The following is a 12,420-nucleotide window of genomic DNA, read 5'->3' as shown; positions in this document are numbered from 1 at the left end:
CCAAAGAACTTAAGAATATTTTCATATTTGAAAGATATATTGATGTTTATTACTGCAAAGCAAAGTATTCCACAAATAATTGTCAGTATCAAGCGATTATATCCAGTTATAATCTCAATTAGATCTCCTGTGGAAGGATATATGTAAAACGCGAAGCATGAAACAAATAATGTAAGTAGTGATTTCTTTAAAGTTAAATTTAATTTTGTTCTGTAAAAGGCAATTGCTATACCCATAGTGAAAAATAGAAATTGATCAAGTGGTGAGATGTATGTTTTCCATTGGCTTTCTAAGTTTGAATTTGGGGTCATTTTTATAAAAGAGAAATATAAAAACACTATTGCAGATCCTAGCAATGCTATCAAGATTCCTTTTCTTTTAAACGCTAATATAAATGGAAGTAATAAATAAAAAACAACTTCACATCCGATAGACCAGCCGCCAACAGTTATATATTCAGATGGTGAAAAAACACCAAAAAGTAATGTTATATTTAATAATATTGTTTTAAAAGAAAAGGAGTGCTCTGCTCCTAAAATCTTCGCTCCTATAACTACCGTCATACAAGCCACAAAAAAAGCAGGAAACAGACGGAGATATCTTTTCGCAATGAATATTAAAATTCCTTTTTTGTTCCATGTGAAATCTCTATATGCCAAATACATAGACATTCCACTTATGATAAAAAATATAGACACAGCATAAATACCGAGCTTACCAAGTATAGTCCCGGAATCCATTGAGTTTGTTGTCCATAAGGTAAAATGGTATATGACTACAGCTAAAGCCATTATGCCTCTTAAGTAGTCAATAGATTTTATTCTGACTTGACACCCTGACTCCTTGATGCTTGACTGCTTGACTGCTTGACTGCTTGACTGCTTGACTGCTTGACTGCTTGACTGCTTATTGTTCATGTTTTTTTTCATATAAAATTAATCGGTAATATACTAAAAAATATATATAATGTCTATTTGTTTATTACTAAAAGTGCTTTCACAGAAATCATTACTACCAGTAATCAGAAGCAGTGTAAGTATAATTTCACAAGTATATTTGGTCCAATAGGATGAAACATTACTGTCATTTGTCTATTTTGCAGCAAAGATGGTATAGAGCAATTTTTCATTGGTTACTGGATTAAATCTCCTGATCGGCGTTCTGTCCCCGCATTCATATAGTCGATAGCTTTTGAAGCTCTTTTATGAGTGCAACAGCCTGCGACCGCGATATACACATAAACTGATCAGGAAACTCTTTAAGGGGCCAGTTTGGTATGCAGACTCAAGCGCAAGGAACTACCGGCTACAATGATCTGCCTGGAGAATTCCCTTCTTAGAAAGCAGAACGTAAATTCATTGGCAGGATCATGGGAAAGGGGTGGCATACGATCACCACTTTTAATACACAGGATGCAGGTACCGCAACGGATGGATACGTGAATGGCGTTACTATTCAACCAATCCCGATCGGTTACTCTATTCAGAAGTACAACTGGAAAGAAGAAAAGAGAATCTTGTCAGTTCAGTCACTGAAAATGCCATCCCCATACGGACAGTCGACCGTTCCTCCTGCTGTTGCACTGAGTTCTTTTTACATGAAGGCACCGCAGGCGCTGATGCCAACAAATACTTCAGTAGCCTCGCTGAACGACATAGCGCCATACAGTTTTAATTCCGGACATGCTTGTTTGAAAATATCTAACTCTTCTGGGGATTATATTGAAGCGTTAATCATTAAAACTGCATCGGGTAACTATAACTTTCAGTGCAAGATCATCGCGTCAACTCTTGACAGTGCGGCAAGGCCAACGATAACAGCAGCTCTAAAAAAGAGGGCGACAAAGGTGTATAAGGCTGCGGGGGCGAATGGTACAAACCAGCCTATTGAATCAATATATGATTCAGATGGGGCTTACGCAGATCCAAATGCAGCAACATCAGCTGCTGGCGGGTTGTATGTTCTTTTTACAATTACATGGCCTGGGACTGCGCCAACCTCTTACTGGAACATTGATGTTGAATCTAGTGATTTGTTCGGAAGCAGCGAAGTATTCGTAGGTAGGTAAAAGGTAAGGCCCGAGAGGGCCTTATTTCAATTCTGAGAGGTTTATAATATCCTGAAAAATAATTACAAGATCACTTTCATTGTCAATGTGATGATAATCGCAGTTAACAATCTTAACTAAAAAATCATCTTTATCTTTAGTACACATCATTTCACAAGAAAATGTTATAACTTCTTCGCTCTCTAAAAGATAATTGAAATTAAAAGAACCATCATCTAATAAATCTGAAATCCACACGGTTTTATAAGAAGATGACTCCATTCCGTAACCTAAATCAATGTTTTTGCCAAGTTCCGCGTATTCACAAAAGAGTTCAGGCAACGTCTTAATAAATTCTCTAGACTCAGTTACACAATATTTTTTTCTTCTGCGATTCTTGAAATGCAATAGCTTTGTTTTTAATGATTGATAAATCTAATAACATCTCTTTCTTTTCTTTTGCCTTAAATTTATTAATCATTATAAATAACCATCTTGACTGTCTGTATCAGAGTGAAGCAAGGTACCACCAGAGGTTGCAAAGTTAAAGACCTATCTATGCCATAATAGCCCGTCGAGCGGTTGTGATAATGCCATCGACATGCGCTACCAATCATCTGGAGGCGCATGTTAATCTATATTACTTTAGCGCGTTAACAATTCTATTAACAATAATATTATCTAAAATGAACGCTAAAGCAAGAGAGAGTATAAAAACTACCGGTATGTAGACAAGTGCCTTTATTGTTACCCACTCGGTGACCGTTGGAACTGAAAAGTAAGCCGTAATCCATATTAAAACCAACATATGAATGAGGTATATGCCATAGGTATATGGAGCTATCCAAAGTATCAACCTACCCAGCAAGGATTCGCTTTGTATTTTTATTCCAGTCACGACTATAGTCAGCATGCATGCAACAAAGAACATACTTAAACTGAAATCAAATGGTTTTGTGTCAAACCCATATTTATTTACACTTAACCAAGTGAAAAGTATTTGAATAGCAACGGAACAATAGAACAATTTTAACGCTAGAGGCCTTCTTATCTCTGCCTTTGCTAATAACCCACCAATAACGAAATATCCAACCCAAAGGTCAATTCTAGGTAGAGGTATTACTGATTTATACCAAGTAAATATTTTTGGAAGTTGGTACTCATACTGAGGCCATGAACAAATCAATGCAATTATAATTATTGCGTAAATGGATTTTTCTTTTGGTATTGCATTTGTTATTACTTTCAATGCTGGTGATACTATATAAATTCCAAGAAGTACATACACAAACCATAGATGTGTTGCAATTGCTATTTGAGACTCACACAGCAGCCTGAAAAATCCTGAAACCCCTTCACTGTAAAACGTTTCTTTATGCAAGAAATAATAATTAATGAATGCATAGATAAAAAATGGGACCAAAAGTGTTACAAACCTTTTGCGATAGTCAACAAGTAAACTATTAGATGGTTTATTAAGAAGGAAATACCCACTCATCATAAAAAATATAGGTAATCCAATAGCAACGATAGCCTTTAGAACCATTGATTGATAAATAATCATTGATGATTGGTTAGTTTCAACCATCAAAGCGTAGTTAGGAGTGGAGTGTATTCCAATAACAAGCATGCAGCATATGATCCGCAGCAAGTCCGCCGAAACATTTCTCATCGTTTATCCGTTTGATTAACTATTCTTAATGTAAGGAATTTTCGGCTGGCATCGTATCACCATTTTATATGAAGGGAAAGACATCCAATCGTGAATGGAGAATCGCATTGAGATAAAAACGCAGTACACAAAGCTTTGCAACAGCATAGAGATGTACCGCTGGTGATAGTCATACCTAACGAGCATTTAATTATTGCTAGCAACGCCTCATGGTACTTAAGCATTATGGTAGTTCAAAGCGCTTAATCTGAAACCAACCACATGTCATACTCTTCAAACATTTCCTGAACAGTACGGGTTAATCTGTTCTTTCTCATGCTTACTGGCGTCAATGTTGATGGCTGGCAGTGTCATCATCGGTTTAACCCGAGCATTGGAGTCGGAGAAAATCCGGTGAACTCTCTTACTCAATTCGCCCGGAATGCTATCTTTTTCACTAGGCAGAGCATCAAATTCCATTTGTCATAAAAGAGTTCTACAAACATTGCTCATCGACTCTTTACTGGGTGAATGCACAGTATTTATGCTGTGTTTTTATCCGGTATTCAAGAGAGGGCGTAAACATGGGTTTTCCTTCACCTGCGGCAGAGTATGTTGAAACACGAATCTCCCTCGATCAGCAACTAATCAGCCAGCCCACCGTGACTTATTTCATGCGGGCATCGCGTTCACATTTCAGGGAGGGAATACCCCAGGGGGCGCTGCTTGTTGTGGATGCGTCGATTTCAGCCTGTGATGGCTCGCTGCTGATATGTGCAATAGACGGGCAGTTCAGTATCAAGCGATATCAAATTTACCCTCAACCCTACCTGATAAATCTGGAGAACGGGAGAAGGGAAGCACTGCCAGTAGATGATTACGGTTACTGTTCTGCACCCGCTATATTTGGGGTGATCACATACATCATTAATGATGCCAGAAACGCGGAGTTCGATGACTGCCCCGTGATGTAATCATATTGGCCTGATTAGTCCAGGTCTCTACTTTTCACGATCCCAACGGTACGCGCACACGGTGTGCCGTATAATTTTCTATGCCGCTGTTTCGATCCCGAAAATTTCCCGACGACATCACGAATTCAATGGTAACTAATTGATCTTGAACAGGTGCAATAGTAAGTATTGGGAGGTGTTTTTTAGTGGGTTTTGGTTGTAACTGTTTGAGTTTAATGGAGGATTACGTTTTACATTGTAAACAGGGATCGTATTCGGTCTCTTTTTATGTGGCGAATGCGATGCCATCCAGGGCAAAACACGGCGTATCGCATGCTGCATTCTCCGTAAACCATACCATACTCCTGCCCACAATCGTCCAGGCTTTTTTACCATCATTGCTAAAATTATAACCAGGTACCCTTGTACTCTGGAGGCGACATGGGACGACCTGGAAATATCTATCAACGAATCAACGGTACGCAGTGGCGCCACGTTTGGGTGGTTGGGGATATCCACGGTTGCTTCTCGATGCTGATGGCTAAACTGCGCCAGTACCGTTTTGATCCCTGGCAGGATCTGCTGGTTTCAGTGGGGGATGTTATCGACCGAGGACCAGACAGTTTGCGTTGCCTGAAATTATTGCGTAAACGATGGATTGTCGCGGTCAGGGGGAATCATGAACAGATGGCGCTGGACGCGCTGGTGACGGGGGATCAATTCATGTGGTATATGAATGGTGGCTCGTGGTTCGAGCAGGCGGAGCAACCGGCAGCGAAGTTTGCTCTTGAAGAGTGTTGGCAATTACCCTGGATTCTGGAGCTGCATTGTCAGAACGGCATACACGTTATTGCTCATGCCGATTATCCGGATGATGATTATCAGTGGCTAAAAGAGATCGATTTACAGCGGGTGCTGTGGGACCGCTCGAGGCTAATCAACAACGGTTGTAGGATTCGCGGCGCGGATCACTTCTGGTTTGGCCACACGCCGTTGCGCCATCGGCTGGATCGCGAGAATCTGCACTATATTGATACCGGTGCTGTATTTGGCGGCGAGTTAACGCTGGCACAACTGCAATAATCAAAAATCGCTGTATTCTTGGGCCGGATGCCAGAAACTGTCAAGGTAGTCATCCGCAGGTAAACATCCACCGTTACGAATACGTTGATCGTCCATCGATATCAGGCACTGCTGCTCAGTTTTGTAGACATCAACCACGATATCTTCACAACCGCCATCCAGATAGCACACAAAAAGAACCAGCGTGAACATTCCATCCTCAAATGGTAAAGCCATACCTGTAGTGTAGAAGATGTTGATAGATGAGGGAAATTAACCAAGAAATAACCCGTCTGGCGACGGGTTCTTTTTGAATCATGCAAGGCGCATGATCCAGGCATCTGACTTACGATCGTAGTGTTCGCGAAATAGTACTGAATGTTCTCCGTTCAACAGGGCCGGGACACTGGTATCGGCATCCCAGGCATCCAGTTGCATACATAAATCCGGGTCGGATTTACACGGAATGGTTAACGTTCGGTCCCCCGGCGATTCGCCATGTAACTCGGCGTCGTCGATTTCAAAAGCGCCAATGCGCACACTGGTTTTCATCATCGTGCTCTCCGTTTATCTGCTGGTTGTGGTACGACCAGTTAAGTCGTCCATTTTTCAGCGTAGTCAACGTTAGCAAAAGCGCCAGTAAAAACGTGCGTTATCCCGTAAAGAGTTTGCCATCCCGGACAAGATCGCGTGGGTAGCTATTCTTCAGTCGCGATCCAATACGTTTTGCCAGGCCGATCGGCTGATGCTGGAATGTAACCAGTACGTCGTCACTCGTCGGTACGGTTTGCGGATAAACATCTCTACCGCGATACCATTCTTCTGCTTCGGCAAGGGTCAGTTCGAATGCATGGCTGTGGTTCGGAGCGGCGAGGGCGATAATGGCCTCATGCTGCCAGCGATACCCTTTATTGTGGGTTTCAGCCAGTTTGACCCCGAGTCGGGAAAAGCGAACCTTGCCAATCAGAGGTTCAATTTCAGTCGGGAACAGCCAGATCTCTTTATCGCGCTGCCACAGGCGTAAATTATCTTCCCACTGCAGTCCACAAGCTCTCGCGGCTTGCGTGACAAGCGCGGATTCACGTCCTTTAAGCGGGCTAAACGGGAAGTTACCGACTTTATATGTCGGCGTGGGTAGTGCAGGGATTGCAGCTGTTTTGCGCAAACGTGCAACGAAGAAACCTTCGCAATCGTAGATCTGCGGGAACACATGCAGGAATCCTTCCTGCGTCAGGGCGCGCTCGGCCTCTGGGAATAAATCGCCCAAAGGTAAAAACTCGACGGCGTCCGGGTAGGTTTCAATCAACCACTGCATGATATTTTCATTTTCGTCACGATTAAGCGTACAGGTCGAGTAAACCAATGTGCCACCGGGACGCAGGGCGTGGAAGGCGCTGTCGAGCAGTTCGCGCTGGGTCGCGGCAATTTCCAGATTACTTTCTACGGACCAGTTTTTTAGCGCATCGGGGTCTTTACGCACCACGCCTTCACCGGAACACGGTGCATCGAGCAATATGGCATCAAATGATTCCGGTAACGCGGCACCAAATACTCGTCCGTCAAAATGGGTCAGGGCGACGTTAGCTATCCCGCAACGGCTGATATTGGCATGCAGGACTTTGACGCGACTGGCAGAAAACTCATTCGCCAGAATCGCGCCTCGATTATTCATTTTTGCGGCAATTTGCGTGGTTTTGGATCCGGGGGCTGCCGCGACATCCATTACGCGTTCCGGGGTATTGCCTTCGGCGAACAGCGCGGCGACAGGCAGCATTGAGCTGGCTTCCTGAATATAAAACAGGCCGCTTAAATGTTCTGCTGTGCTGCCGAGCGGCACTGACTCTTCATCATCGCGTTCGATCCAGAAACCTTCAGCGCACCAGGGAACTGGAGTGAGAGACCAGTTGTAAGGTGCAGTCAGCGCGAGGAAATCGGCAACGGAGATTTTCAGCGTATTGACGCGAATGCTGCGGCGCAACGGGCGCTGACAGGCAGCGAGAAATTCATCGAATGAGAGCGTGGAAGGCATTGCTTCACGCATTTGGGTCAGAAAGGCGTCGGGAAAATAAGCCACTTGGTACCACCGGCAAAAAAACAGGTGCGCAGTGTAGCATAACTGCTCCGGCGTACGTACTCGCGCCGGAGCAGTGGATACATTAACGTGGCAGGGCGGTGCCCCATTCACGCCACTCTTTCGGTTCGCTTTCCAGCAACAGGAAGTGTTTACCTGCCTGTGCTTTAGGAGCCAGCGGCGTACCCGGTGGAGTCGCGAAGGCGATGCCGCCGCGAATGAACTGGTTGAAGGTACCAGTCTTCACGACACCGCCGGTCAAACCGAAGTCGAGATTGTAGCCGGATGCCAGCCAGAACACGGAGTTGTTGCGCACCAGATGCTGATAGCGCTGGCTAATGCGCATGGCAACCATCACGCGATCGGAAAGTGAGCCCAGCGTCAGCCCGGTGACGGTCCCCACTTCAATGCCTCTGAACAGGATCGGCGTACCGATATTCAGCGAACCTGCTTCCGGTGCTTCTACCACAATACTCAGACCATCGAGGTAACGAGAGTCGGTAATGGTGGCTTCCTGTAGCTCAAAATCACGGCGCGGATTGCCGCGTCCTGGTTCAACGTTGATATACGGCTGCAGGATTGTATCCAGATGCTCCACGCCCGCTGCCGAAATTTGCGGGGTGATCACGGAGAAGCGCGTACCGCTTCGGGCAAAGGTCTGCACGTATTCCGGGTACAGAACCGCTTTTGCCTGAACTTCGTTACGGGCGGTGATGAGCTCAAGCGTCTGGATCTGGCCGATATCTATTCCCAGGTAGCGAATCGGCATACCGGCAGCGAGTTTACCGGCATCGAACGCATGCAGAGTTATCTGGCCGCCTACCGCACGCGCGGCGGTTTCCGAAGCATAAAGAATACGCTTGTCGCCTTTACGTTGGCTGGCGCTGGCGCCGCTTAAATTATCGAAGCTGATCGCCCCTTTGAGCGCACGTGAAAGGGGAGATGCCTGTACGGTTAATCCGCTGCCGTTAAGCTGAACTTTTGCTCCGCCTTCGGCCCAGAACACGCTGTTGCTGGTCAACAGGTTGCGATATTCCGGTTTGATATGCAGATCGATATCAAACGCATCGGCGCGAGGACGAACGCTAATCACTTCACCGACCTCGAATTTGCGGTATAGAACTACCGAGCCGGCCTGCACATCAGGCAGCGTTTCGGCGCTCAGGCTGACCGTGGTGGTTGGCAGATCGCTCAGACTGTTTTCAATTGCTTTTTCCAGGTTAGCGTAAAGCGGGTAGCTTTTTTTCATTTCACCCTTGGTACCGGGCAAAATACGAATGCCGCCGCTGAGCCACTCACTGGCGCTGGCGCCAAGGAACTCCACGCCATCAAGTCCGACTTTGACATCCACGCGGCTGTTAACCACGAACTTACTGTCACCTTGCACCAGGTCACGATGCTGTGGTTCGACAGCAACGATAAATGAGACGCCTTTGCTGGAAAGCGTACGCTCAATCACCTGACCGACCTGTACGCCGTGGAGAATCAGCGGCTGGCCAGCATCAATACCGTAACTCTCCGGCGCGGTCAGCGTAAACGTCATGACGCCTGGATCGTGTAACAACGACTTCTCAGCGGGAATAACGACAAACTGGTTACGCGGCTCGCCTTCGCCAGGTACCAGCTCGAAAGTTTTACCTGTCAGCAGCGAACTGAGATTCGCATTGCTTAACGATAATTTAGGGCTGTGTAATTCAATTCGTGTGTTATCACGCAGCAGCGTTACAACGCTGGGATCGACCGTCATTTCGCCGGTGACTTTACCGCCTGGGTTTAAATCCAGTTTTGTGAGCTGACCGACTTCTAATCCTTGATACATCAGCGATGTTGAGCCTGCTTTGAGTCCATCTCCGCTGGGTAAATCAAGCTTGACGATCACTCCACGTTGGCTGTGCGCGAGATCCTGATATAGACCAAACGTGTCGTCTGCCGCAGCGGGTTTTGAGTCTTCGGGTGAATCAAAAGCAATGGCGCCGTTGACCAGCGCCGCCAGACTCTCCAGTTTTACCTTCGCGCCGCTAAGGCTGACATCCGCATCCACACCGGAGACGTTCCAGAAGCGGCTGCCTTTTTTCACCAGATTGGTAAAACGGCGTTCGATCAGCACGTCGATGGTTACACCCTGGTTATTTGGGTTAATGGTGTAGTCATAGACCCGGCCCACCGGAATCTTACGGAAATAAACCAGCGAACCGCTATTAAGCGATCCGAGATCTGGGGCCCGTAGATGCAGCATTAAATCGCCATTATCCAGGCGATACTTGGGCTGAGTGTCGAGGGCGACGAAATGATCCTCGGCCTCGCCAGTACCGGGCATCATGCCGATATAGTTGCCACCAACCAACGCATCCAGACCAGAAACTCCAGCCAGCGACGCCTTTGGCGTCACCAGCCAGAACTGGGTATCTTTGCGCAGAGCATCTTTCATGCTCGATTTGATGCTGACGCGAACTTCAATTTTGCGTAGATCTTTGCTGAGGTTGATATCCTGCACCGTGCCCACTTCAACGCCCTGATAGCGAATGGGAGTCCGGCCTGGCACAATGCCGTCCGCAGACATAAAGTCAATGGTCACGGTATTGCCGCGATCTTCATAGCTTCCCCAGATAAGCCATCCTGCGATCATCAGCGCGATGAACGGCAGTAGCCAGAACGGGGAGATACGGCGTTTTGTTTTAATCTGCGCTTCAGTCTGCGAAGCGGGCGTTTCCTGACTCATGTGCATCCCAAAGTAAGCGGCTGTCCAGCCATTCCACAGCAAGAATAGTCAATATTACCGCTGCGCCGAAATAAAACGCAGCCGGTCCCATAGTAAAAGCAAGTATCTGATCGCGATTTATCAGCGACATGGTTAACGCGATAACAAAGAGATCCAGCATCGACCAGCGGCCAATCCAGGTCACCATACGCAGTAGTTTTATACGGGTGCGCAACCCTTGTTCACATTTAAAGTGGATACTGATTAGCAACGTAAACATCACAATCACTTTGGTAAATGGCACCAGTATACTGGCGATAAAAACGATCGCCGCTACGCCGACATTACTGTTTGCCAAAGACATTATGCCTGACAGGATTGTGTCTTCCTGCCGACCACCGTTGACATAAATTATCGAGATGGGCAGCAGGTTAGCAGGCAAAAGCAGGACAATCGAGGCCAGCAGAGCCGCCCAACACTTTTGGATACTTTGATTTCTGCGCCAGCGCAACGGGATATGGCAACGCGGACAGCGACCCCGGGCGTCCGGATAACCTGTAAAATGGCAGCCAAGGCAGGCACGGAGCTTTTCATCGGGCCGACGAGCCGGTCTTTGTGGGTAGAAACGGTCCCAAAGTTGCTCAACGTTAAGATGAGACAGTGTCAAAATACTGAGGATCACTAGCGCAATAAAAGCAAACAGCCCCACGCCTGGCTGCAAAAAAGCATAGTCCTGAACCTTGATTGATGCGACGCCGATACCCACAAGGTAAATATCGAGCATCACCCACTCTTTGAGCCTTTCCAGCATCAGCAGCACCGGACGCAGGTTCATCCCGAGAATATTGCCAAACCACAGATAAGCAATTGAGGTCACCAGAATTAGCGGCGCGCCGGCGACGCAAAAAAGCACGAAGGAGGCGGTGAGTGGGTCACCTTGTCGGGTCATTTGCCAGATGCCTTGCATCACATTGGCATCAATGCGCACGCCTAATAAATAGATGTGCAGGAGTGGTTCTCCCCAGGCAAAGGGCATCAGCAGCAACATGGTGAAAGCCATTGCCGCCAGTCGCGTTAACGACCAGTCGCGTCCGTCACGAATTTTTGCCTGGCAGCGTGGGCAAAAGGCACTTTGGTGCGAACGCATTTTAGGCAAGCTAAATATCAGGTCACATTCAGGGCAGCGATGATAATGCGCACGAGGTAGTGCCTCACCGATGGACCTGATGGCTATTTTTTTAGTTGGCGTGATGCGTGGTGTCGTTAAGGCCATGTATCGCGAATCAAATTGTTGAAGTAATGTTATCTTAACTCATGACGGGAATGATCTTGAGCATTAACGCATTTAATGTTTATTTTAGTAGGCTGCAGTTTTAAGTAAGACAACTAAGTGATTATATAATGAACAAAATAGAGCTATACACGGATCTGAACCGTGATTTTCAGGCATTGATGGCAGGTGAAACCAGTTTTCTGGCAACGCTGGCGAATACCAGCGCATTGTTGTACGAGCGTCTTGCAGAAGTGAACTGGGCCGGTTTTTACCTGCTTGAGGACGATACGCTGGTGCTTGGTCCCTTCCAGGGCAAAATTGCCTGTGTGCGGATCCCGGTAGGGCGCGGTGTGTGCGGTACTGCAGTGGCGCAGAACCAGGTTCAGCGTATTGAGGACGTACATGCTTTTGATGGACACATCGCTTGTGACGCCGCCAGCAACGCTGAAATCGTTCTGCCAATCACCGTCGAAAATCAGATAATCGGCGTGCTGGATATCGATAGCACGGCGTTTGGCCGCTTCACTGAAGAGGACGAACAAGGTCTGCGTACGCTGGTGGCACAGCTTGAAACCGTGCTTGCAACGACGGATTACAAAAAATTCTTTGCGCACGTCGCAGGATAATCAACGGATAACGTAGCAATTACTGATGACGTCATTATA

At 46.6% G+C, this 12,420-nt stretch carries 12 protein-coding genes and 1 pseudogene; 4 read left to right on the top strand and 9 right to left on the bottom strand.

The annotated features are described in order from the left end of the window. Positions 1–917 (bottom strand): acyltransferase (locus BZK41_RS05980; protein WP_079937518.1); only part of this gene is annotated, 917 nt, incomplete at its 3' end. Between the two features lie 521 nt (positions 918–1,438). On the opposite strand from BZK41_RS05980, the gene BZK41_RS05975 reads away from it, so the two are divergent. Continuing rightward, positions 1,439–2,068 (top strand): hypothetical protein, encoded by a 630-nt coding sequence (locus BZK41_RS05975; RefSeq protein ID WP_172313098.1) that lies wholly within the window; start codon positions 1,439–1,441, stop codon positions 2,066–2,068. Between the two features lie 21 nt (positions 2,069–2,089). On the opposite strand, the gene BZK41_RS05970 is transcribed toward BZK41_RS05975, so the two are convergent. The 3 genes and pseudogenes from BZK41_RS05970 to BZK41_RS05960 all read right to left on the bottom strand — a co-directional run bounded on the left by BZK41_RS05970 (position 2,090) and on the right by BZK41_RS05960 (position 4,204). Beyond that, on the bottom strand, positions 2,090–2,389 hold the full coding sequence (locus BZK41_RS05970) for a hypothetical protein (RefSeq protein WP_139762576.1): 300 nt from the start codon (positions 2,387–2,389) through the stop codon (positions 2,090–2,092). Between the two features lie 298 nt (positions 2,390–2,687). Beyond that, positions 2,688–3,719 carry an acyltransferase gene (locus BZK41_RS05965; RefSeq protein WP_079937515.1) on the bottom strand — a complete coding sequence of 344 codons (1,032 nt, stop codon included), beginning with the start codon at positions 3,717–3,719 and terminating at the stop codon, positions 2,688–2,690. A gap of 242 nt (positions 3,720–3,961) precedes the next feature. Then, positions 3,962–4,204 (bottom strand): annotated as a pseudogene (locus BZK41_RS05960) (DinI-like family protein). Between the two features lie 78 nt (positions 4,205–4,282). Between BZK41_RS05960 and BZK41_RS05955 the strand changes: the two are divergent. After that, positions 4,283–4,672 (top strand): S24 family peptidase, encoded by a 390-nt coding sequence (locus BZK41_RS05955; RefSeq protein ID WP_079937514.1) that lies wholly within the window; start codon positions 4,283–4,285, stop codon positions 4,670–4,672. Positions 4,673–5,092: 420 nt separating this feature from the next. Continuing rightward, a complete protein-coding gene (gene pphA / locus BZK41_RS05950) occupies positions 5,093–5,734 on the top strand; it encodes a protein-serine/threonine phosphatase (RefSeq protein ID WP_079937513.1) in 642 nt (213 codons plus the stop codon). Here pphA and BZK41_RS05945 read toward each other — a convergent pair whose 3' ends face one another. From BZK41_RS05945 to yebS, 5 genes are all read right to left on the bottom strand, one after another. Continuing rightward, positions 5,735–5,926, bottom strand: a complete 192-nt coding sequence (locus BZK41_RS05945; protein ID WP_079937512.1) for a YebW family protein — start codon at positions 5,924–5,926, stop codon at positions 5,735–5,737. Positions 5,927–6,028: 102 nt separating this feature from the next. After that, positions 6,029–6,265, bottom strand: a complete 237-nt coding sequence (locus BZK41_RS05940; RefSeq protein ID WP_029139506.1) for a YebV family protein — start codon at positions 6,263–6,265, stop codon at positions 6,029–6,031. Positions 6,266–6,365: 100 nt separating this feature from the next. Then, positions 6,366–7,787, bottom strand: coding sequence for a 16S rRNA (cytosine(1407)-C(5))-methyltransferase RsmF (rsmF, locus tag BZK41_RS05935; protein WP_079937511.1), 1,422 nt, complete (start codon positions 7,785–7,787; stop codon positions 6,366–6,368). Positions 7,788–7,869: 82 nt separating this feature from the next. Next, on the bottom strand, positions 7,870–10,503 hold the full coding sequence (locus BZK41_RS05930) for a PqiB family protein (RefSeq protein ID WP_079937510.1): 2,634 nt from the start codon (positions 10,501–10,503) through the stop codon (positions 7,870–7,872). After that, positions 10,472–11,755 carry a membrane integrity lipid transport subunit YebS gene (gene yebS, locus BZK41_RS05925; RefSeq protein WP_079937509.1) on the bottom strand — a complete coding sequence of 428 codons (1,284 nt, stop codon included), beginning with the start codon at positions 11,753–11,755 and terminating at the stop codon, positions 10,472–10,474. The genes BZK41_RS05930 and yebS overlap by 32 nt, the downstream gene beginning before the upstream one ends. Before the next feature lie 128 nt (positions 11,756–11,883). Here yebS and BZK41_RS05920 point away from each other — a divergent pair, with 128 nt between their 5' ends. Next, entirely contained in the window at positions 11,884–12,381 is a 498-nt protein-coding gene (locus BZK41_RS05920; protein WP_003034953.1) for a GAF domain-containing protein, read from the top strand. Positions 12,382–12,420 lie beyond the last annotated feature (39 nt).

This window comes from Citrobacter sp. A316, from assembly GCF_002042945.1.
Classification (GTDB): Bacteria; Pseudomonadota; Gammaproteobacteria; order Enterobacterales; family Enterobacteriaceae; genus Citrobacter; species Citrobacter portucalensis.
Note: the sequence above shows the minus strand (reverse complement) of the source record. Positions and strands in the feature narration are given on the sequence as shown.